This is a genomic window from Thermostichus sp. MS-CIW-25 (assembly GCF_054060015.1).
In genome coordinates this window covers 76,934-96,912 of record NZ_JBSSCS010000005.1, presented here as the reverse complement: position 1 = coordinate 96,912, position 19,979 = coordinate 76,934, and the positions used below count along the sequence as shown (strand labels likewise).

At 59.2% G+C, this 19,979-nt stretch carries 20 protein-coding genes and 1 pseudogene; 5 read left to right on the top strand and 16 right to left on the bottom strand.

Translation table 11 applies throughout. From position 1 onward, the window contains the following. Positions 1-20 precede the first annotated feature (20 nt). The 5 genes from ACVWZ1_RS03535 to ebsA all read right to left on the bottom strand — a co-directional run bounded on the left by ACVWZ1_RS03535 (position 21) and on the right by ebsA (position 5,878). Positions 21-2,360 carry a DNA polymerase III subunit gamma/tau gene (locus tag ACVWZ1_RS03535; protein WP_457502544.1) on the bottom strand — a complete coding sequence of 780 codons (2,340 nt, stop codon included), beginning with the start codon at positions 2,358-2,360 and terminating at the stop codon, positions 21-23. Positions 2,361-2,482: 122 nt separating this feature from the next. Further along, entirely contained in the window at positions 2,483-3,001 is a 519-nt protein-coding gene (locus ACVWZ1_RS03530; protein ID WP_414332021.1) for a hypothetical protein, read from the bottom strand. 36 nt (positions 3,002-3,037) lie between these two features. After that, on the bottom strand, positions 3,038-3,748 hold the full coding sequence (gene coaE, locus ACVWZ1_RS03525; RefSeq protein WP_457502530.1) for a dephospho-CoA kinase: 711 nt from the start codon (positions 3,746-3,748) through the stop codon (positions 3,038-3,040). Between the two features lie 74 nt (positions 3,749-3,822). Further along, a complete protein-coding gene (gene cimA, locus ACVWZ1_RS03520; RefSeq protein WP_457502529.1) occupies positions 3,823-5,517 on the bottom strand; it encodes a citramalate synthase in 1,695 nt (564 codons plus the stop codon). Next, entirely contained in the window at positions 5,507-5,878 is a 372-nt protein-coding gene (gene ebsA / locus ACVWZ1_RS03515; RefSeq protein ID WP_457502528.1) for a type IV pilus biogenesis protein EbsA, read from the bottom strand. Before ebsA ends, cimA begins: the two co-directional genes overlap by 11 nt. 467 nt (positions 5,879-6,345) lie before the next feature. Between ebsA and larE the strand changes: the two genes are divergently transcribed. The 3 genes from larE (at position 6,346) to ACVWZ1_RS03500 (ending at position 9,714) form a co-directional block, all read left to right on the top strand. Continuing rightward, positions 6,346-7,266, top strand: coding sequence for an ATP-dependent sacrificial sulfur transferase LarE (larE, locus tag ACVWZ1_RS03510; protein WP_457502543.1), 921 nt, complete (start codon positions 6,346-6,348; stop codon positions 7,264-7,266). Between the two features lie 52 nt (positions 7,267-7,318). After that, positions 7,319-9,151, top strand: a complete 1,833-nt coding sequence (locus tag ACVWZ1_RS03505; protein WP_457502527.1) for a DUF3769 domain-containing protein — start codon at positions 7,319-7,321, stop codon at positions 9,149-9,151. Positions 9,152-9,429: 278 nt separating this feature from the next. Then, the gene (locus ACVWZ1_RS03500; protein WP_457392674.1) at positions 9,430-9,714 is read left to right on the top strand and encodes a DUF1830 domain-containing protein; all 285 of its coding nucleotides are present in this window, start codon (positions 9,430-9,432) and stop codon (positions 9,712-9,714) included. A gap of 24 nt (positions 9,715-9,738) precedes the next feature. On the opposite strand, the gene ACVWZ1_RS03495 is transcribed toward ACVWZ1_RS03500, so the two are convergent. From ACVWZ1_RS03495 to ACVWZ1_RS03470, 6 genes are all read right to left on the bottom strand, one after another. Further along, complete coding sequence (locus tag ACVWZ1_RS03495) at positions 9,739-10,134, bottom strand: hypothetical protein (protein WP_414343192.1); 396 nt, start codon at positions 10,132-10,134, stop codon at positions 9,739-9,741. A gap of 31 nt (positions 10,135-10,165) precedes the next feature. Beyond that, on the bottom strand, positions 10,166-10,891 hold the full coding sequence (locus ACVWZ1_RS03490) for a hypothetical protein (RefSeq protein ID WP_457398352.1): 726 nt from the start codon (positions 10,889-10,891) through the stop codon (positions 10,166-10,168). A gap of 41 nt (positions 10,892-10,932) precedes the next feature. After that, on the bottom strand, positions 10,933-11,478 hold the full coding sequence (locus tag ACVWZ1_RS03485; RefSeq protein WP_414374936.1) for a DUF3110 domain-containing protein: 546 nt from the start codon (positions 11,476-11,478) through the stop codon (positions 10,933-10,935). Positions 11,479-11,591: 113 nt separating this feature from the next. Then, complete coding sequence (locus ACVWZ1_RS03480) at positions 11,592-11,843, bottom strand: hypothetical protein (RefSeq protein ID WP_457502526.1); 252 nt, start codon at positions 11,841-11,843, stop codon at positions 11,592-11,594. Between the two features lie 247 nt (positions 11,844-12,090). Next, entirely contained in the window at positions 12,091-12,435 is a 345-nt protein-coding gene (locus ACVWZ1_RS03475; protein ID WP_414330075.1) for an ArsR/SmtB family transcription factor, read from the bottom strand. Between the two features lie 376 nt (positions 12,436-12,811). After that, positions 12,812-14,005 (bottom strand): metallophosphoesterase family protein, encoded by a 1,194-nt coding sequence (locus tag ACVWZ1_RS03470; protein ID WP_457502542.1) that lies wholly within the window; start codon positions 14,003-14,005, stop codon positions 12,812-12,814. 219 nt (positions 14,006-14,224) lie between these two features. Here ACVWZ1_RS03470 and ACVWZ1_RS03465 point away from each other — a divergent pair, with 219 nt between their 5' ends. After that, positions 14,225-14,659 carry a Fur family transcriptional regulator gene (locus tag ACVWZ1_RS03465; protein WP_414331897.1) on the top strand — a complete coding sequence of 145 codons (435 nt, stop codon included), beginning with the start codon at positions 14,225-14,227 and terminating at the stop codon, positions 14,657-14,659. 47 nt (positions 14,660-14,706) lie between these two features. Here ACVWZ1_RS03465 and ACVWZ1_RS03460 read toward each other — a convergent pair whose 3' ends face one another. The 3 genes from ACVWZ1_RS03460 to ACVWZ1_RS03450 form a co-directional block, all read right to left on the bottom strand. Beyond that, entirely contained in the window at positions 14,707-16,812 is a 2,106-nt protein-coding gene (locus ACVWZ1_RS03460) for a thioredoxin domain-containing protein (RefSeq protein WP_457502525.1), read from the bottom strand. A gap of 96 nt (positions 16,813-16,908) precedes the next feature. Beyond that, positions 16,909-17,424: a GNAT family N-acetyltransferase gene (locus tag ACVWZ1_RS03455; protein ID WP_457502524.1), complete on the bottom strand. Its 516-nt coding sequence runs from the start codon at positions 17,422-17,424 to the stop codon at positions 16,909-16,911. 76 nt (positions 17,425-17,500) lie between these two features. After that, entirely contained in the window at positions 17,501-17,968 is a 468-nt protein-coding gene (locus ACVWZ1_RS03450; RefSeq protein ID WP_414423780.1) for an SRPBCC family protein, read from the bottom strand. Positions 17,969-18,262: 294 nt separating this feature from the next. Between ACVWZ1_RS03450 and ACVWZ1_RS03445 the strand changes: the two genes are divergently transcribed. Continuing rightward, on the top strand, positions 18,263-19,039 hold the full coding sequence (locus tag ACVWZ1_RS03445) for a DUF502 domain-containing protein (protein ID WP_238376947.1): 777 nt from the start codon (positions 18,263-18,265) through the stop codon (positions 19,037-19,039). Here ACVWZ1_RS03445 and ACVWZ1_RS03440 read toward each other — a convergent pair. Together ACVWZ1_RS03440 and ACVWZ1_RS03435 are read right to left on the bottom strand one after the other, a co-directional pair. After that, the gene (locus ACVWZ1_RS03440) at positions 19,036-19,386 is read right to left on the bottom strand and encodes a TIGR03792 family protein (protein WP_457502523.1); all 351 of its coding nucleotides are present in this window, start codon (positions 19,384-19,386) and stop codon (positions 19,036-19,038) included. The genes ACVWZ1_RS03445 and ACVWZ1_RS03440 overlap by 4 nt on opposite strands. Before the next feature lie 122 nt (positions 19,387-19,508). Next, positions 19,509-19,905, bottom strand: a pseudogene (locus tag ACVWZ1_RS03435) (IS630 transposase-related protein); the annotation flags it as partial. Positions 19,906-19,979 lie beyond the last annotated feature (74 nt).

Genomic DNA, 19,979 nt, shown 5'->3' with positions numbered 1-19,979 from the left:
AAGATAGCGCTAGATAGCGCTTAAAAAGGCACCTCCTCCTCCAAGGACTCCGTCCCGCTGAGGCGAACGGCAAGCTGAGAAGACTGCTCACGCCGGTAGGACGGATTCCTTACTGCATTGGGAAAGTCTACGGGATGAGGACTCCGCCCCGCTGACGCGGACGGCTCTGCTCCTGTTGGCGAGCCGTAGGTCTCACCGGAGAGCAGGTCAGGGGATCCCTCGGCTTCTATAGCCTCTATTGAGGAGAGCTCTTCCGTGGATCCCGTCACGTCAGACTCCAACACCCCTTCCAAATCCACCAAGCTGCCGTTGAAGTGGTCGGCAAAACAGCGGGCAATCTCCGCCAGCTCCTGGGTTAGCTCGAAGGACTGCCCACCGTGCAGGGTGTCGCGGCGCTCTGCACGACTTGGAGAATCGGTCGCGACAGCGGTGCGGAGCACTTTGTTCGCACCGGCGGGAGAAAGTCCTTGGGTTGCCAAGCCGGCCACCTTGGGGCCACCCATAGGATTGTCCCGCTCAGGCTCTGGCGAAGGTGGGCTGGAGTCAGAAGGGGAATGTTGCTGTCGCCGGGCAAGGCCGTGGCTCTGCGGTTCTGCTCTGGGCTCCCTTGAGGAAGCACGACTGTTGGTGCTATCGCTCTGCAACCCCGGCGTGGTGACAGGATCCGGGGCCACGGGGGCGGGGGGCAGGTCTGTTTCTCGGCTGAGCAGTGCCGAGGACTCCGCACCGCTGACGCGAATGGAAACATGCGGCCCGCTGGAGCGCTGCACAATCAAGTTGAGCTGCACAGGGCGCTGCAGCAGGTTGTGGAGCACCGACCGCAGTTCGGCTTCTTTGCTGCGCACTTTTTCCACCAGACCCTTGCTGGGAAAGGCGAGGGTAATTGCTTCAGGAGTCTCTTGGTGCAGGTGGCCGGATCCCATCAGAGCCTTGGTGAGGGGAGAGAGGCGCTTGAGGAACTCGTCCCAGTGGGGGCGCAGCAGCTTGACTGTGGCGGCGTCCCTTGCCGGTTCTCTGGGCTGCTCCGAGGACTCCGTCCGAGTAGCGCGATCTGCCTTCTGGCTCGACGCAACAGCAGGGGAGGCTGAAGGCCCAACAGTTAATTCATCTATCTCACCAACAGTTGATGGGCTTGATGGGCTGATGGTCGCAGCAGGGGCCGGAGGGGCTGTCCCGTCCGGGGGAGTTCTCTGGGGTGCAGGAGATAGGTCAAGGGCTGGGAAAGGACTCCGTTCCGCTGAATCCTCAGCCACCATGCTTGGGCGCAGCTGGCCCAGCAGATCCACTAGGGCAATTTCCAACCACAGTTGGGGCTGTCCGCTTTGACGAATTTGCGGCTCACACTGGCGCAGATGGCTCTGGGCTGCCAGCAGTATCTCCACCGAGTAGCGAGGGGCCCGTTGCTGCAGGGCTGCCCAGGTGGAGTCCGTTACAGCCACCAACTCCCGTTGCTGGGGGGCTGTCTTGACCAGCAGCAGATCCCGGTAAAGGGCCACCAAGTTCTGCAACAGGGCTAAGGGCTCTTTGCCCCGCTCCAACAGTTGCCGAGTTTGGCCGAGTACCGCCTGCACATCCTGAGCCAGCAGCGCATCCATCAGAGCCAAAAGCTGCTGTTCCGGGATCCCGCCCACCAAGTCCCAAACCGCCTCCGGGGTGATGGATCCTTCCAAGAGGCTGAGCTGGTCCAGCAGGCGTTCGGCGTCCCTCAGGCCCCCTTGGGAAAGTTGGGCCACCAGTTGCAGCGCCTCCGGCGTGATAGGGATCCCTTCTTGGGCGGCGATCTTGCCCAGGTGGGCCACCATGGCGTCGAGGGGGATGCGGCGGAAATCGAAGCGCTGACAGCGAGAAACGATGGTGGGCAAAACCCGCTGCGGGTCGGTGGTGGCCAGCACAAACACTACGCGGGGGGGCGGCTCTTCCAAGGTTTTCAGCAAGGCGTTAAAGGCGGCATTGCTGAGCATGTGGCACTCGTCGATGACGTAGACTTTATAGCGGCTGTTCACCGGAGCAAACTGGGCTCGCTCGATTAGCTCGCGGATGTTATCTACGCCGGTATTGCTGGCAGCATCGATCTCAATGACATCTAAGGAGGATCCCGCGGTGATGGAGCGGCATTGGCCGCACGTCTGGCAGGGATCCGGCGTCGGCCCCTGTTCACAATTCAAAGACTTGGCCAAGATGCGGGCGCTGGAGGTTTTTCCCGTGCCCCGCGGCCCGCAGAACAAATAGGCAGGTGCCACCCGCCCCAGCCGGATGGCATTGGCCAGCGTTTGCACCACCGCTCCTTGGCCGACCACATCGGCAAAGCGCTGCGGGCGGTATTTTAAATGCAGGGGTTCATAGTTGCCAGCGGTGGCCATTTCCGGGATCTCCAAGCAAGCAGCGCCCCAACCGGAACCGCGCAAGAGCTCTGCTCTGCTGACGCGATCCCACCGGGGCTCCCCTATTCTGGCTTCTCGATGGCGGGATCCCTCCCTGCCCATCAAGAGCAGGGCTGGACACCAGGGGGGGAGACCGGCAGAGCTTTTGTGCTCCGCTCCGCTGAGGACTTGGGATCCCGGCGACGCAGAGAGGGAAGCTGGGGCAGTTGCACTCTCCAGCCGGGCGAGTCAAGCTGATCCATGTGCTGCACGCGGTAGCTGAGCTGGTACAACTCCTTCCTAAGCTGGCGATTCTCGGCCTGGATGGCGGCGATGCGCTCGCGGATGGGCTGCAGGCGGGCCTGCAGCTTGCGCCGGTAGAGCTCTGGCAACTCTTGAATCATCTGCTCCAGCAACTGCTTCTCTTGGTAAAGCTGCTCGATCTCCGCCTCATAGCTGCGAATTTGCCGGTGTTGCTTTTCTTGGCGCAGCTCCAGAAGGTCTATCTGGCCCTGCAAGATGCGATTGCGCTCTCGCAAAAGCTGGATTTCCCGCTCCCGCGCGGCCAGAGCTTGAGCAAACTCCGTCTCGCCAACGCAGCCTGCTTCCTGCATCGTTTCTCCCTCAACCCACCCGTACATGGCTACCCTCCGTCCCACCGGGGCGTAGGGGATCCCCTATCCGTCACTGTATCCGGCCTGCCGAGGTGAGGCAAATGGCCTCTCTAACGCCAAAGCCTGCTTCACCTGGGCTTCCAGCTCGGCCAGGGATCCGGAGTTGTCCAGCACCACATCGGCACGGCGCACTTTTTCCACCAAAGGCCACTGGCTGGCGATGCGAGCTTCGATTTCTGCCGGTGTAAGAAGATCCCGGCGAGCAAGGCGTTGCCGCTGCTGCTCTGGGGTGCAAGTCACCACCCAAATCTCGCTGGCCCAATTTTCCATGTGGGCTTCAAACAGCAACGGGATCATCAGACAAACGGTTTGGGATCCCTGGGCAGAGGAAAACCCTGGCCCGCTGTTCTTTTGGGAACCAGGCCCTTCCTCAAGCAACACGCCATGCGCCTCAGAGCTCTGCTCCGCTAACCCGAACAGAAAATCTTGCAGTTGAGCTTTAACAAAAGGGTGGATCTGGGCCTCTAGCCAAGCCCGCTCAGCGGCATCTGCAAACACGATCTGGCCCAACCGCCGGCGATCCAGATCCCCGGAGGGTGTTTGGATGGCCTTCCCATAGCGTTCCAGTACCCGCTCGCGAATGGGGGATCCCACCGCCAAGGCCTGGCGGGCCATTTGATCTGCATCGGCCACCGGGATCCCGTGCTGCTCCAGGATGCGGGCCACCGTGGATTTGCCCGTGCCCACTCCGCCCGTCAGGCCGATGATTCGCATAGCTGTCGTGGTTACGGTTTAGCTTGCTGGGGTAGAGGGGCGCTGCCAGGGTAAAGCCAGTTGAAGGTTTTTCTTCAAGGGGAGGCCGTTTTTGCAGCCAGCGGAGAAGAACGGTGCTCTGCCGCAGCCGGCAAAGGAGAGCTGGGCGGCAGCAGGCTATACTCAAAGCCCTCCACCAAGGCCCGACAGGAGGCTTCGATGATGTTGGTGGAAACCCCCACCGTGGTCCAGCGGCGGTGACCGTCGCTGAACTCCACCAGCACCCGCGTTTTGGCCGAGGTGCCGGCCCGCCCGTCCAAAATGCGCACCTTGTAGTCGGACAGGTGAATCGCTTCCAGTTGGGGATAAAACTCCAGCAGCGCTTTGCGTAGCGCCCCATCCAGAGCAGCCACCGGCCCATTGCCTTCCGCCGCCGTCACCCGAGTCTGCCCCTGCACCGCGATTTTCACCGCTGCCAACGATTGCACATCCGTTGCCTCGCCACTGGGATCCCGGTCTTTGCTGTTCCAATCGGAGCGTGTGGTGGTCGTCACGTTGAAGCTGAGCACCTCAAAAGGATGGGAGCGTTGTCCCAGCAAGCCCCGCACCAACAGCTCAAAGCTGGCCTCAGCAGCCTCAAACTGATAGCCCTGCAGCTCCAAAGTTTTCAGCCGCTCCAAAATCAAGCGCGCCTGTGGATCCGACTTGTCCAGCCGGATCCCGAATCCGGCCATTTTGTGGAGAATGTTGCTCAGCCCCGCCTGTTCTGAGACCACGATGCGGCGACAGTTGCCCACTTGCTCGGGGGCGATGTGCTCGTAGGTGAGGGGGTTTTTCTGAACGGCGCTGACGTGGATCCCGCCCTTGTGGGCAAAGGCCGATAGGCCCACAAACGGAGCATGGTCATCCGGGGCCAAATTGACCACCTCGCTGATGGAGCGGGAGATCTCCGTCAGGTGCTTCAGCTTCTCTTCCGGCAGACAGCGATAGCCCAGCTTCAATTGCAGGTTGGGGATGACACTGCACAGGTCGGCATTGCCGCAGCGTTCCCCATAGCCGTTGATAGTGCCCTGAACCATGCGCGCCCCCGCCTGCACAGCAGCCAGGGCGTTGGCCACAGCGGTGCCGGAGTCGTTGTGGGTGTGGATCCCTAGGGGCAAGTGCTGCAGGTGATGGGATTCTGCCAAGACAGCTGCCGTGATCGCCGCAATCTCGTGGGGCAGGGATCCGCCATTGGTATCGCAGAGAACCAGCCACTCTGCCCCTGCCTCGGCAGCCGCCACCAGGGTTTGCAGGGCATAGTCGGGGTTGTGGCGATAGGCATCGAACCAGTGCTCGGCATCGTAGATGACCCGCCGCCCCTGGGATCGCAGATAGGCAATGGTGTCGCGGATCATGGCCAGGTTTTCCTGCAGCGTGGTGCCCAGGCCCTCGGTGACGTGGAGATCCCAAGACTTGCCGAAGACGGTTATATAGCGGGTGCCCGCCGCCAAAATGGCCTGCAGCATGGGATCGTCTGCCGCCCGCCGCCCCGGCTTGCGGGTAGAACAAAAAGCCACCAGCTCGGCTTGCTCTAGGGGCTCTTCCCGCATCTGCCAGAAAAACTGCACATCCTTGGGATTGGCTCCTGGCCAGCCCCCTTCAATAAACGGGATCCCCAGCCGATCCAGCAGCTTGGCAATCTGTAACTTGTCTTGCACCGACAGCGATAGCCCCTCTCCCTGGGCCCCATCTCGCAGTGTGGTGTCGTAGAGGGTGATGGTGGCTGAGCAACCCAGATCAATCTTCATATCGCATCAGTTTCTTGTAAAAGGCGGTGGAGAAATCCGGCGGTTGTCCGCGCTGCACCAAAGCGACCACATCGATCAGATGATCCACAAACTCGTAGTTGGCAATGGAGAGCTGATAGGTGAGATCTGCATCCTGAGCAAAGATCACCTGAACCACCGTCAGATCCGAGGGCAACGGGGACGTATGCCAACTGGCCAAGAAGCGGACAGGCCCCTCTCCCTCGATGGCCCTCTGCCCTTCCAGGCTGGCTTTTTTGTAGAGGCCCACCGCGAGGGCTAGGTACTGTCGGCGGGCAACGGCGTAATAGGGCTGATAAACGGCCACTTCTGGCGGGCTGGCGGGTTCAAGTTGCAAAGCCATGGTGCGCTAGGAGAGGGGTACCGCTTTTTCTAAGTTTCATGAAGTTCTGCAAGATAGGTGGGATCCCTATAACCAAGTAGATATCTCTGCATTGGCTGTAGCAAGTGTCGCCGGAAAAAGCTGTGAGGTCAATTGCGGCAGAGAACCCAGAAAAAATTATAAGGGGCCACTGCAACCCATTCTATTCAGCGTATCGCGAAGCGGTGCGGTTCCCGGTAGGGTGCCGGAGGCATAGCACCATCGCGACAGCGGGTGAGCGGACTACGGATAGATTGCCCAATTGTCTACTTTTCCTTGAGGGATCCCGCATCCCATGCTGGGGAGAAGCGTTGGAAAGTCGGGGATCTCTAGGAAAGAATAGAAAAGGAGAGATCCCTGCCCCTGCTCGCAACCGGCTCTTCTCCTGCCGGCAATAGCGAGATGGCATCCTTGCCTGGTTATCCAAACGCTTGGCATCTTCTGTCTTCATGAGCACAGCCCAAGGCCCAACCGCCTCTCGTCTCGACCCTCTCCCCCCGGGAGAGGGAGGAATAGCGGCCAACCCCCTGCTGGAGTGGGATCCCGTCCTGCAGCACAAGTTCCAGCAGCTTGTCCAGATCTTCGCCGAGATGGAGCGGGTCTTGGTGGCCTACTCGGGGGGAGTTGACAGCAGCTTGGTGGCCAAGTTGGCCTGGGATCAGTTGGGGGAGCGGGCCCTGGCCGTCACCGCTGCTTCTCCTTCGCTGCTGCCGGAAGATTTGGAGGAGGCAATTCAGCAGGCTCGGCAAATCGGGATCCGCCATCAGATCGTCGAAACCCACGAGCTGGAAGATCCGGGCTACGCCGCCAACCCCGTTAACCGGTGTTACTTCTGCAAAAGCCACTTGCACGATACCTTGCGCCTGTTGGCCCAAGCCCAGGGATATAACCATGTGGTGGATGGTCTCAATGCCGACGATCTGGCCGATTACCGACCGGGGACACAGGCAGCTCGGGAGCGCGGCGTGCGTTCCCCCTTGGCGGAGGTGGGGATGAGCAAGCTGGAGGTGCGGCAATTGTCTCGCCACCTGGGGCTGTCTTGGTGGGATAAACCGGCCCAACCCTGCCTCAGCTCTCGCTTTCCCTACGGGGAGGCAATCACCCCTGAGAAGCTGCGTCGGGTGGGAGCGGCGGAGCGCTACTTGCGCAGCTTGGGTTGGCGGCAGGTCAGGGTGCGCTCGGAGAAGGACACCGCCCGCATCGAACTTCCTCCGGATCAGATCGTGGAGTTTGTGCAGAAAACCAATCTGGAAGCGCTGGTCAAGGCCCTGCAATCCTTCGGCTATCTCTATGTCAGTCTCGATTTGGAGGGCTACCGCAGCGGCAAGCTCAACCGAGTCCTCAACCTTTCCCAGTTGGCCACAAGCTAGCGGGCTGGGGAAGCCGTAGGGGATCTGTGTTGAAGTTTTGCGCCGGGTGATTATGAGAGGGTTGCGGTTGCTCTGGCTCTGCTTGGGGGTGCTGGGGTTGGCAGTTGCCGGCCCTACTGCGGCTCAGGTGGAGTCCCAGAAGAAGGGGGGCGCTCAGCCCATGGATACGACTGACCTCAGCGCCGTTGCCGACCGAACGTTACGGCTGCGTTCTGACCGGCAAACCTTCGATCAACGGGCGGAAGTCTTCCAAGCAGAAGGCAATGTGGAGATGCGGCTGGGCCGCTCTGTGTTGCGGGCGGATCGCCTGCGCATTGAACTGCGACAGCGGCGGGCTGTGGCCGAGGGCAATGTTTCTATTCAACTGGATCGGCAACGCATTCAGGGATCCCGCCTAGAATACGACTTTGAGCAGGAGCGGGGATTTTTGGAAGAGGCCTTCGGGCAGGTGGATATTGGCCAGTTGCAGGCCAGTGGATCCCCGGCAGCCGCTTTGGCGCCAGAGCGGTTGGTGCGCTTTCGTGCCGTTCGCATCCGCTTCGATGCCACCACCTGGGAAGGAGAACAGGTGCGGCTGACCAACGACCCGCTGGATCCGCCGGAGTTGGAGATTCGTAGCCCACGGGTGACCTCCACTCTTCAGGCAGATGGTTCCAGCCTGCTGATTGCCGAGGCCGGCCAACTGGCCTTCGACCAGGTCTTGTTTCTGCCTCTGCCCATTCGGCTGCGCTTCGACTCATTAAACCGTCAGCCTCCGGTCAGCATCTTCTACGATGATTTCGACAGGGAAGAATTGCGGCGCGGCTTGATCCTCCAGTCCAACATCGAGCTGCTGCGGGATCCCAATGTGAGCTTGGTGCTCTCCCCGCAACTGTATCCGCAGCGCCTTTGGGGCAGTGAGCAGGGCCTTTTGGATGGGATCGGGCTGCGGGCCGATTTGCGTTGGCGGCAACCGGAGGCGAATGCCCAAACCTCCCTGTTTGCCGAGCTGCGGGGGATCGTCTTCCAGGAGTTTGCTCAGCGCTTGCGAGCTCAGGTCGAACACCGCATCACCACCGGCGATGGTGGAGAAGTCGCCTACACCTACGCCTATCGGGAACGCTTCTTCAGCGGTCGCCTGGGGTTTCAAATTGTGGAAAACCGCCTCGGTGCCAGCTACCGCTCCCCCACCCTGCGCCTAGGGAATACCGGCTTGGATCTCAGCTACCGCATAGCCGCCGACTACATCGATGCCTTGGGGCAGCCGGATGAAATCGACACGGATCCGGAGTTGGCCTTAGCCAACACCACCGACCGCATTCAGCTCTCCCGCCTGCAACTGGGGGCAACCTTGAATCGCTCCTTTCCCCTCTGGAGCCCTCCCAAGACGGCGGCGGATCCCCCACCCCGCTTTTCCGCTCTGCCCATCGAGCAAGGGATCTGGCTCAGCACCGGTGTGAGCAGCAGCCAGTCTTTTTACTCTAATGGCCGAGCCCAGAGCTATACTGCCGGCAGTATTGGCATTGATGCGGTGATTGGGGCTTTTGTGGCCGATACCTTCGACTACACCAACCTGAGGGTGACCTACTCCAACGGTTTTTTGGCCGGAGCCTCGCCATTTTTGTTTGACCGCATCACCACGCGGGAACAGCTCGTCCTGGGCTTTTTGCAACAACTGTACGGCCCGCTGCGGGTAGGGGCAGAGACAACGGTAGATTTGCAGTCGGGCCAGCAGGTGGATGTCGTCTATCGCCTGGGCTACGACCGCCGCACCTATGGCTTTAGCCTGCAGTACAATCCGGTGCGCCAGTCGGGGGCTCTGGAGCTGCGGGTGGAGGGCCTGAACTGGGATCCCGGCCAATCCTCGCCGCAGCCGACGACGGGATCGAGGATCCAAGAGCCCTGATCCCCAAACTCCAAGGCAGCTTAAAAGTGTAGTCTTGACTACTACTCTGCGGAGATTTTCTATGAGAAATTGTCCCATATTGGGGAAAAATCCTAATTCAAATCTTCCTCGAATTGCAGAACCCTCTTGGAAATCGAAACAGTAAGGTAAAATACAGAAGTTATTTTTTCCAGGATTGATTTCTGCCAGTTGGGATCGCCGTATCGCAGACTACCGCAGTGATCCCCAGACGGTGTTAGGGTAGATGGTAGGCTGAGCAACGTGGGCTGGTAATCTGAATTATGCAAACACTCGATGCAATCCCCGATAAAAAACGAGCAGAGCGAATAACCTGTAGCTACATCAATGCGACCAGCTCCATTCAGGTGGTTCGCATCACGAATATCGAAAACTGGTACTTTGAGCGGGTGGTCTTTCCAGGCCAGCGGCTGCTCTTTGAAGCGGTGCCTGGAGCCAAGCTAGAGATTCACACGGGCATGATGGCCAGCTCCATTCTGGCAGACACCATCCCCTGTGAAAAGCTGCGCGTTCGAGAAACGGAGCCGGCGACCGTAGGCGCCTAAATCCCCAGAGGCCAGCGGTGCGGACTAAGTTTCCCGGCCTTGTTGCCTTCTCTCCTCACTCTCTGGGCTGGGGGAAGGCTGAGGTGAGGGGCTGGCGGAGCGGCGCGGCTTCGGGGGTAGTGGGATATCCAGGAAGCGGGCGCTCAACCTCACTGGGCTGGTTTCTTGCCGCTGGGGAGGCCAAGGGATCCCCAACCAACGGGCTGTGAGCTCCAGCAAGCTGGGGGGTGGTGTCGGCGTAGGAGTTGGCGTGGGTGGTGGGGTGGGGTACAGATCTAGGCGCGGTGGCCGTGGGGTGCTAACCCGAAAAGCATCGGGAGGGGGTTGGGTCAGAGGTACATTCGGATCCCCGCATCCCAGCAAGCCCAGCCCGCCGGCAAGCAACAGGCCGTACAATTTTCGAGTGCCTCTACTGCCCATGAGTACGCTGCTGGACACCTCCAACAGGGTATCATCGAGAGCCCAAGGTTCTGAGCTGAGCTTGTAGATCTGCCTCCAGGCCGGACAGCTCACGAGCCAGGGTTGCGTAGCGGTTGCCAGTCAAGTTTTTGGCGGTAAATTGCTCCAACAGTTGCTGATCCCGGGCAACCATTTGGTTGAGATACTGAGCCACAGAGGCTTGTGGATCCTCGATCAAAGCTCGGCACACCTGTAGGGCCATCACCAGTTGGGCCCGCACCTGCAAAAACAGCGACTGGATGTACTTTTGCTCAGCCTCACTGAGTTGCCGAAAATCCCGCCAATGCTGCCCCCCCTGCAGCGATTGCCGAAGCTCGTTGACCCAGTGGTTGTAGTCTTTTACCTTGCGGGCCAGATCGGTGGCAAACTTCATCACCTCGGGGGTGCTGTTGAGCAGATGGGCTTCCTGCCAACGCTGCCGGATGCGATGCAGGCTTTTTCCCAAGCGCAGGCTGACTCTCAGGATCCCCAACAGGAGCAGCAGTAGGATCCCGGCAGCCGCGGTATAGGACACCCAAGAGCCGGGATCCCGCATCCCCAAGAAGATGACCAAGGCTATTGCTATCAAACCAAAGGCCAGCATGCCCCAGGAGCGTAGCCGCTGTTGCTGCAGACGCAGGTACTCTGCCCGCAAATCAAAGGCCTCGCAGCAAGCGTCCAGATCGGCGGCCATGAGCTGGCGAAACTCGTCCACAGAGATCGGTTCCACACTAATCATCGAGGGCACCCTTAACGCAAGTGGATCGAGGCCGAACGGCATCAAGACCTGCCCTGCCAATCACGGGCAGCTTCCGTGCTTTCTTGTAGGGGCTCCAGCGTTTCGCTGGCCGGAACCACCATCAACCCATACCCTCCGCTGCGGCAAAAATCGACGATCTCCTGCGTGTCAAAGCGTTCTGCCACGGGCTTGGGCAGTCCCTGTTGAGCCAACCGCTGCGCATATTTTCTTGCCGCAAACGAGCTCTCGAAAGCAATGACGATATCTTGACCCCCAACCTGGCGCGTGCAGATTCCCTCCTGCCCATTGGCTTGGTAAAGCAGCACAATCACCTGGGGGGGCAAGTCCTCTGGGCTGACCCAAGACAAACCCTTCTCAGCCTGGGATCCCCCGCTAAGCAATACATCCCGCGCCTCATTCAGCCGCGCCAGTTGCGCCTCTAGCAAGGGTCTTTGTCGCTCGTCCTCCAGTTCTGCGAGGGCAGTACTGAGGGTTTGGTATTCCTGAAACAGTCGCCCCCGGATCTGCCGCTCGGTTGCGTCCGGCGGAAGGTTGAGAATCTGAAGGGCTTCGGCGGTGTTCATCATGGGCTCTGATTTATTCAAAATCATTGCCTAGACTAGCTGCTTTGAGAGTCTCTGGAGAGAAATTCTCCTATGATCGTGGCTGCCCGCTTTCTCGGCCAGAAGAGAGGGTGGACTCACCGATCGCGCCAGCGGGCCGGAGGCCTTGTGCGGCGATGATGACTTCCATCTTGAGGCTGCTCAGCAGGGGAATTGACCTGGGGTTGGTCAGATAAAGAGGGAAGGGGGAAGCCCAACTCAAAAGCCTCTCGTGCCAGCAAAGCCAGCAGAGATGGATTTAACTGGGCGCGTTTCACCCGCTCCTTGAGGCGATTCCACAGGTGTGCTCGGTGGATGCGTTCCAACTCTTCTCGCTGTTCACGTATCATGTTGTTCCCACCTCTCTTGTATCAATCCTAACTAAGCAACAGGGGAGCTGGTGTCAGGGAACTTTGATGGATTTTAGGAGATGGGATCCTCATTTTCTCCGAGTTGACCCGCCGGGATCCCTGGGGTTGCCAGCAGGGAACACCATTCACATCTGTAATTTCTTGTGTTGCAGCAAGCCCGTCTTCGGAATGTACAAGGGCGGGATCCGACAGTTTTTCTAGGGACATTTTGGGATCCCTGCGCGCCTTAGAGGTCTTCCACACAGGGAACTGCGGCCTTGACAGGGCCAGCTTGCCCCAATCTATCCAAAAAATGCTGCAGGAGCTGAAAACCGGGTGGGTTGAGGCTGTAGTAAATCCAGCGCCCCTGCTGGCGAGCATTGACCAATTTCGCATCCCGCAGGGTTTTTAGGTGAAACGAGAGCTTGGATTGGCTCACCTTCAGCTCCTCGCAGAGATCACAAACACACAACTCACGCCCCTGCAGCAGTTGCAGCACGCGCAGGCGAATCGGGTCCGAGAGGGCGTGGAATCCCTCCCGCACCTGCTCATCTGTCAAATTCCCCTCTACCTCAACCAGGAACGAAACCATCATTCAACCAGGGTAGCAGGAGTTTTGCGCTCCAGTTGTCGGTCAGTTGGACGGCAGGGAAAAGGCGCAACAGTCAACCGGCTCAGCGACGGTAGGTCAACCGCGCTTGAAGATAACACTGCCAACATTCCGTTGCCAACTTTGTGTTCTCTTTAACGTTTCTTGTTGCTGCCTTCACAAGCTCTCTACAGTTTCGCTGGAATCAATCACCGGCATCCGTTATGCGAGAGACACAGTTGCACCGGCTATGGCTGGTGTTGCTGGAAAAAGCTGCTTTGAATCATCTGTTGAAAAGCCTGGGCTGCTCGCGAAGTGTGCAGAACCCTCGCGAGAGCATCTACAAACGGCTCATCAATCTTTTGCCAAGACGGAGACGTTAATCCCGACACAGGGATCCAATACGAGCTTGGCAGGTGGCGATTTCTTCAGGGGTGAGGTTGTCCCAATTGACGTCGCGGCGCAGCACCAAGCCATTGTGCCCGGTGATGAAGCGGGGCAGCTCTGCTTGGTCGATCACGCTCAGATCCCGCATGTGATAAGTGGTGTAATAGGTAACATCTGGGGTCTCGAAATCCACGTCAATAAGAGTGAGGGTCTTGCGGGGGGGCAGAGGGCTGCCCAAGAGGGGACGAGGGCCAGAGCCGAGAATGCCGCAGTGAAGCAGTTGCAGTTGCCCTTTGTGGCCAGGGTAGTAGCCGTGGTCGTGGCCGCTGATGTAGGTGTGGACGCGGTACTTCTCCAGCAGAGCCCGTTTGGCATCCGCCTCCAGCAGCACTTCTCCCGGATCGTCGCGCCCGACAGTGATGGCGTAGAGGGGCAGATGGCCGATGACAATGCGCAACTTGGCCTTCTGAGCCCGTTCGCTGGCCAGAGCCGCTTCCGCCCAGGCCATTTGTTCGGGCGGGATGTAATTGCAGGTGGCATCCCAGACTAGGTAAAACACATCGTCTTTTTCAAAGGTGTAGTAGAAGGGAAAGTCCCCCCGATCCACAAAGTTCAAACCTGGGTCGTGGGCCGGATCGTTCCAAAACTCGCGGGCCAGATCCCGTTCTTTTTGAAAGAGAAAGCCGCCCCGCGTGGTGCGGGCACAGGAAGCATCGTGATTGCCCAAGGTAAAGCCGTAGGGAAGTTTGGCCGCACGGATTGGGCCAGCCACATGCCGGTCGAAGGCTGCCCACATGGCGCGAATGCGCTCCTCCGACAGGCGGGGATCCTGACCGGCCACCATATCTCCTCCTCCCAAAACAATATCCGGCTGAAGATAGGGGATGAGGCCGATGCCCCGATCCACCTCTGGGTCGTATTCCACCGAGCCGTAGATGCCGTTCATGTCACTGATGACCAAGAGGCGCAGATCTCGGCGGGGGGGGATGTAGAGGCCATGGGGGGCATCTGGATGGGGGACGACGGTGGGGGTGGGCTGGGGGGTAGGAGAGGGGAGAGCGGCTCTAGGGGATCCCATCCCTGGGGCTAGATGAGAGGGCTGCTGCCGACTGGCCCAATAGGCTCCTGCCAATCCACTGCTGCTGGCCAACCCCAACAAACCCAGAATTACCTTGCGCCGCCGCATGATCTTTGCCCCCAACACTCCAGCGGTATTGTAGAAAATCAAAAGGCTGATGTTGGGCTCTTCCATCTGCGCACGGCCTGGACTCGGCTCGAAGATGGCTATGCGCGGCAGCTCTTGTAGAGTTCGGGGTGTTTTTTGAACAACTGTTGACGCACAAATGCTACCTTGGTAGAGATGAGCAACTACCTATCTCAGACTCGGTATGACTTGAGGTTTTCCATGCCTCGCCCCTTGGATTCTTTGGAAGCTGCCTTGGAACGGTGCCGGGAGTGCAATCTGCGTTTGAGCCGACAGCGCCGTTATATCCTGGAGCTGCTGTGGCAGTGTGGCGAGCACCTCTCCGCCCGCGAGATTTACGATCGCCTAAATCAGCAGGGCAAACCGATTGGCCACACGTCCGTTTATCAAAACCTGGAAGCTTTGGCCAGCCACAACATTGTCGAGTGCTTGGATCGTGCCGATGGGCGCCGCTACGGCAACCGCACCCATCCCCACAGCCACGTGAACTGTCTGGATAGCAACCGCATCTTGGATGTGGACGTGGAGCTGCCGCCTGAACTGCTGGCCCAAGTGGAGCAACAAACGGGCACCCGCATCCAAAGTTACCGCATTGAGTTTTTTGGGGTGGAAAAGCCTGCGGAGCCCCAGCAGTAACCTTGGCAAAGGGATCCCTGCTGCCCTGAGCAAAAGTTGGGCAAAGGTCAGTAAGCTCGATTTTGGCCTTTGGTGATTTGGGACTGGATTTGCTCGAGAGAACTGGCAGGGGCCAGGCATTTGTTGCCCCAGCACACCAGCCCTAGAGCTCCTTCCGGCAGAGGTTCGGCTTCGGTGGGGAGAGCAAAGACGGTGGTGGGCCAAGATCGTTGCTGAAAGGCGGGAATGGAATCGGCCTCCAGGGTGACTTTCACCCAATTGCTATACCAATCCAGTCCGGCAAAAAGGCTGGGGCAGGTGCGCGGCTGGGTGCTCATGATGTGGGCAAAGGTTTTCAAGGCCTGCTCTGCCCGCTCCAGGTAGTCCAGATCTCCAGTGAGGGCGGCCAGGCGCACCAGGTTGGCAATGGCCACCCCATTGGCTGCAGGGGTAGCGTTGTCCTGGAACTCCTTCTCTCGCACCAACAGCTCAGGGGCACTCTGGGCATCGCTGACAAAGTATCCCCCCCTGGCCGGATCCCACAGTTGCGCATCCATCTCCTGCTGGAGCTGGAGGGCAGCCTGCAACCAGTCTTGAGGGGTGGGATCCCCCAGCAGGGGCAGGCAGGCTTGCTGCAAGTCCAACAGGGCCTTGATCAGCAGGGCGTAATCTTCTGACTTGGCGGGCACCTGCGCTGTGCCATCGTAGTTCAAGCGCAACAGGGATCCGGTCTCGGGGTGGCGTTGCCGGCTGAGGATGAATTGGGCTGCCCGCAGAGCCAATTGCAGATAGTCTGCGTTGCCGAACACTTGATAGGCCCGCGCCAGGCCGGAAATCATCAAGGCGTTCCAAGAGACGATCATCTTGGTGTCGGTGACAGGTGGGATTCGCCCTGGCCAGGATTGCAGACGGGCCGATTGGGCATCCACTGCCGGAGGGAAGGGAACTCGTCGATCCGCAGAGCCATAGCGTGCCTGAAACAGATGGGTGGTCAAGGCGGCTTCAACTTCTGGCGGCAACGCTCCTCCCTGTTGGCGCTGCAAGACGATGCAGCCGGGCCGATCGGGGAAGTTGCCCCCCGGCGATAGGTCAAACGCCTGCTGCAAGGCGCGGAAGGTTTCTTCCCCCAAGAGCTCCTGCAGCTCCTGCCAGCGCCAGACGTAGAACTCTCCCTCCTCTGGCTCTCGATCCTCTGCCCGGGCAAAGCTGTCGGCATCTTGAGCGGCGTAGAAATACCCGGCAGGGGCGGTCATCTCTCGCGCCACCCACTCCACCGTCAGCCGCACCGCCCGCTCGATGGCCGGATCTTGGATACCGTGCGCCCACAGATCGGAGAGAAACTCTAGGATCTGCCCGTTGTCGTAGAGCATCTTTTCAAAGTGGGGCACCGTCCAGGTGGGATCCACAGTGTAGCGGTGAAATCCTCCGGCCACATGGTCGAAGATCCCTCCCAACACCAAGGCCATGCCCCGCTCTTTGGCCCGTTCCAGAGCGCTCTGCGAGCCGGGGATCCCTTCCGGTGGGTCGAAGCGGGCTGAGCGCAACACCAACTGGGCGTAGGGCATCATGGGAAATTGCTGCACCGCCCCGGCATTGGAGAGCAAAGGCTGGATCTTGGGGATCCCAGAGCGCAGCAGGTCGGCGGGAATGTGGTCTTCCGGCACTAAGTCGCTGAGGGTGGTCAGAGCCGTCAAAATCTGGCCTTTCATCTCCTCTATTTTTTCCTTTTCCTGCCGGTAAAACTGCAGGATGCGCTGCAGCAAGGCCAGAAACCCCGGGCGGCCAAAGCGGGGCTCTACGGGAAAATAGGTGCCGGCGTAAAAGGGCACCAGGTCATCGGGCGTGAGGAAAACATTGAGGGGCCACCCCCCCTGCCCGCTCATGAGCTGCAACGCCTGCATGTAGATGCTGTCGAGATCCGGCCGCTCCTCGCGATCCACCTTGATGGGCAAAAAATGGGCATTCAAAAAGGCGGCAATTTCAGGGTTGGAGAAGGCCTCGCCCTCCATGACCGTACACCAGTGGCAACTGGAATAGCCGATGGATAGGAAAATCGGCCTATCCTCGGCCCGGGCTTTCTCCAGAGCCTCGGGGATCCAAGGCCACCAATCCACCGGGTTCTCGGCGTGCTTGCGCAAGTAAAGGCTGGAACTTGTGGCGAGGCGATTGGCCATAGGTACACCCTCTCACCTTTTTTTGCTTTTCAGGCTAGCGCGTTCTCCTGCCGAGGCCGAACCAACCCACTGTTGTTCGAGATACACTCACCTGCCTCATTTCCCTGGGATCCCCTGCTCCTGCTCGGCAGCCGGGATCAAAAACTCCAGAGGGCGCCCGTGCAAGACCAAGGTGGTGCTGGGATTTTCCACAAAGCCGATTCGCTCGTAAAAGCCACGCTGATGGGTTGTGAACAGGTAGATGCGCTCCACCGACTGCAGGTGGGGATGGCTGATCAGGGTTTCCACCAACTTGCGCCCAATGCCCTGACGTCGGTAGTCGTGATCGACCACGATATCCCAGAGGACGGCCCGGTAAACCCCATCGGAAGTGGCGCGGCCAAAGCCAATCAGGCGTTCCCCATCCCACACGCTGACCACCGGATGGCTGTGGGCAACGGCCCGCTCCATCTCCTCCCGCCGGCGATTCTGCGCCCAAAAGGCGTTGCGGTTCAACAGCAGGAGAAGCTGATCCAGATCCAGCTCGCCCCGCTCCAGAGAGAAGCGAATGTTGCGGTTGTCCACCGGCTGATGAGAGGGCGCGATAACAGGCTCAGGAGAGGGATCTGACATGAAGCGGCCTTTGCAGTGGCGAGGGTTGGCAAGGAAGGGGGAGTTCAGCAAAACACTTGGGCCTGACAAACTGAGGCTAGCTGGCCGAGGCATTGTCGGCGGTTGGCCCCGCATGCTCTAGGGCATAGGCTTTGAAGCGCTCCAGATCCGCCTGGATGGTGCTCTCCACCACTTTGCCCACAAACAGGCCATCCAAGATTTTGCCGAGGATCCCCGGGAGCTTGTAGGCCACCGACAGCTTCACAATGGTACTGCCTTTGCGGTCGTAAAAGCGCAGCGCGCCCCGATTGGGCAGCCCCTCCACCGAACTCCAGCCGATGTGTTGGTGTTTCACCACCGTGTGGGTGCGGGAGATCCAACTGAAGGTGAGGCCGCGGGTATCCAGTGTCCACCGAGATAGCTCCTGATCCAGCAATTCCACCGAGCGGATCCACTTCATCCAGCGGGGCATGAGGGTGAGGTTGGCCCACAAATCCCATACCTGCTCGATGGGAACAGGTACCTCCACCTGACAGGTATGCTCTAGCCAATCCGACTCTGACATAGGGCCTCCCACGCAACACCCAGCAGAAACACAAACCATCCAGGGGCTTGGCCACAACGCCTCGGGACGGGATCCCTGCCTTTACAAAATTTTATATCGACCTAAGATAGCATTATCGGCCTCGTGAAAGTTTGGGGCTCTGCGCTTTTTGGCAGCCCGGTTTCTTTTTCGAGCAAGTTGCGGCTGCCCCCCATGAGGGCAATGCAGAAGGCAGGTATCATGATTGCCATCTGCAAGCTCCACTTGCAAAGGTTCGGTGCATCCACTCGGTTGACTTGACGGAACGACCTCACCATGGTTTCTCAATGGAAACAGCATCTGAAGAACTACTTCGTGGCGGGGTTGCTGGTGGTGATCCCTCTGGCAACTACCATTTGGCTGACGGTGGAGGTGGCCACCTGGAGCATTGGCTTTCTGACCAGCATTCCGAAGCAGTTCAATCCCATCCAGGGTTTGCACCCGATCTTGATCAACCTCATCGATCTGGCGGTGGGCCTGTTGACGCCGATTGTGCTCATCCTGTTGATTGGCTTCATGGCCCGCAACATTGTCGGCCAGTGGCTGCTCAATCTCAGCGAACAGTTGCTCCATGCGATTCCGGTGGCGGGGCTGGTGTACAAGACCTTGAAGCAATTGGTCAGTGTTTTGTTTGCCCCCAACAATCAGCGCTTTCGGCGGGTGGTGCTGGTGGAATATCCCCGACCAGGAGCTTGGGCGCTGGCCTTTGTGACGGGCACCATTCAAACTCCCATTCGGCCCGATGGGCCGCAGCGCTCCCTTGGCCTGTTTGTGCCCACCACCCCCAATCCAACGACGGGCTGGTACGCCATTGTGCCGGAAGACCAGGTGGTGGAAGTGTTCATGCCGGTGGAAGATGCTTTTAAGATGCTCATTTCCGGCGGCATTGTCACCCCTGAGAGTTTTGAAGCGGGGCTGCAGCGGCGAGAAGGAGCTTTGGCCGTGACCATGCCCAGTTTGCGGGAGCTGGTGGAGCAGGAGCGGGTGGCAGGATCCCCCAGGGCTGACTCGGTGGGCTCTGAGGTAGGTTTTGAGACTGAAGGGATCCCTTAATCCTGCTTTCCTGTCCCTGCAGAAGGGCCGGGCTGCCAGAGCTGGTATTCTTTGGCCTGTTCCAAGCGCACATAAAAAGGCCGCATTTGCCGATCCAATGCCTCCACTTGCTCGGAGGGAAAGGCCTTCCAGTCAGCACGGCTGGCCCAGCGGAGGATGAGGTGGACAAGTTCAGGATCCTGCTGATCCAGCCAAACTTCTTTGCCCAGAAAACCCGGATGCCGGCGCAGGGCGGATCCCCAAACCCGCTCGTCTTGCTCAAGAAAGGCTGCTTGCCCACCGGGAGGAACCCGGAAGCAGAGATGTTCGATGGCGATAGGGCCGGGCGGGCTGGGATGGGTTGACACAAGAACAAGGGCGACAAAGTTAGAGATGGGGATGTGGTCAATTCAAATAGCAACAAGACACTGGCCAGTGCAACAGCTCTGTTCGCGAAAGCGGGCCGTAGGTCTTATCCCTTCACCAACGGAACCAGGCTCTCACTCCCGTACTTCTGAACCCATCCCCTCAAGACCCTGGAGTGCTGAATTCTCTCTTCTCGATCCCGCTCTCGATACCCTAACTCTTTTTTTTCGTGTTATTTGCAGCTTCCTGAGAGCATAGTAAATAGCACTGGGTTGGACGCCGAACCTCTGGGCTCTCTCCTTCAGTCGAGCTTCTGGGTACTGGTCCACATCTTGCTGCAGGGCGGCCAAGTCTATCTTGCGTTTCCGGGTCTTGACTTTTGTCGGCCTAAGATCCTCTCGATTCAGCCAGCGATAAACCGTTGCGCGACTGACTTTGTAAATCTGTGCGGCTGTGGTGGGGCTGCCCCCTTCCTGGACATACCCTACGACTCTTTCTCTCAGGTCTAAGCTGTAGCCCATGGAGCTTTCTCCTGAGTCTGCCTTCATGCCATCTTACTTTAATACCGTCTCATCATCAACTGAATTGACCATAG

What these genes read in the sequence shown, in the direction of transcription:
- ebsA (WP_457502528.1), bottom strand. Translation starts at nt 5,878, where the DNA reads ATGGCTTTGCAACTTGAACCCGCCAGCCCGCCAGAAGTGGCCGTTTAT.
- ACVWZ1_RS03505 (WP_457502527.1), top strand. Translation starts at nt 7,319, where the DNA reads ATGAGAGGGTTGCGGTTGCTCTGGCTCTGCTTGGGGGTGCTGGGGTTG.
- ACVWZ1_RS03470 (WP_457502542.1), bottom strand. Translation starts at nt 14,005, where the DNA reads ATGCGGCGGCGCAAGGTAATTCTGGGTTTGTTGGGGTTGGCCAGCAGC.
- ACVWZ1_RS03465 (WP_414331897.1), top strand. Translation starts at nt 14,225, where the DNA reads ATGCCTCGCCCCTTGGATTCTTTGGAAGCTGCCTTGGAACGGTGCCGG.
- ACVWZ1_RS03495 (WP_414343192.1), bottom strand. Translation starts at nt 10,134, where the DNA reads ATGGGCAGTAGAGGCACTCGAAAATTGTACGGCCTGTTGCTTGCCGGC.
- ACVWZ1_RS03480 (WP_457502526.1), bottom strand. Translation starts at nt 11,843, where the DNA reads ATGATACGTGAACAGCGAGAAGAGTTGGAACGCATCCACCGAGCACAC.
- ACVWZ1_RS03530 (WP_414332021.1), bottom strand. Translation starts at nt 3,001, where the DNA reads ATGTACGGGTGGGTTGAGGGAGAAACGATGCAGGAAGCAGGCTGCGTT.
- larE (WP_457502543.1), top strand. Translation starts at nt 6,346, where the DNA reads ATGAGCACAGCCCAAGGCCCAACCGCCTCTCGTCTCGACCCTCTCCCC.
- ACVWZ1_RS03535 (WP_457502544.1), bottom strand. Translation starts at nt 2,360, where the DNA reads ATGGCCACCGCTGGCAACTATGAACCCCTGCATTTAAAATACCGCCCG.
- coaE (WP_457502530.1), bottom strand. Translation starts at nt 3,748, where the DNA reads ATGCGAATCATCGGCCTGACGGGCGGAGTGGGCACGGGCAAATCCACG.
- ACVWZ1_RS03475 (WP_414330075.1), bottom strand. Translation starts at nt 12,435, where the DNA reads ATGGTTTCGTTCCTGGTTGAGGTAGAGGGGAATTTGACAGATGAGCAG.
- ACVWZ1_RS03485 (WP_414374936.1), bottom strand. Translation starts at nt 11,478, where the DNA reads ATGATGAACACCGCCGAAGCCCTTCAGATTCTCAACCTTCCGCCGGAC.
- cimA (WP_457502529.1), bottom strand. Translation starts at nt 5,517, where the DNA reads ATGAAGATTGATCTGGGTTGCTCAGCCACCATCACCCTCTACGACACC.
- ACVWZ1_RS03445 (WP_238376947.1), top strand. Translation starts at nt 18,263, where the DNA reads ATGGTTTCTCAATGGAAACAGCATCTGAAGAACTACTTCGTGGCGGGG.
- ACVWZ1_RS03460 (WP_457502525.1), bottom strand. Translation starts at nt 16,812, where the DNA reads ATGGCCAATCGCCTCGCCACAAGTTCCAGCCTTTACTTGCGCAAGCAC.
- ACVWZ1_RS03490 (WP_457398352.1), bottom strand. Translation starts at nt 10,891, where the DNA reads ATGATTAGTGTGGAACCGATCTCTGTGGACGAGTTTCGCCAGCTCATG.
- ACVWZ1_RS03450 (WP_414423780.1), bottom strand. Translation starts at nt 17,968, where the DNA reads ATGTCAGAGTCGGATTGGCTAGAGCATACCTGTCAGGTGGAGGTACCT.
- ACVWZ1_RS03455 (WP_457502524.1), bottom strand. Translation starts at nt 17,424, where the DNA reads ATGTCAGATCCCTCTCCTGAGCCTGTTATCGCGCCCTCTCATCAGCCG.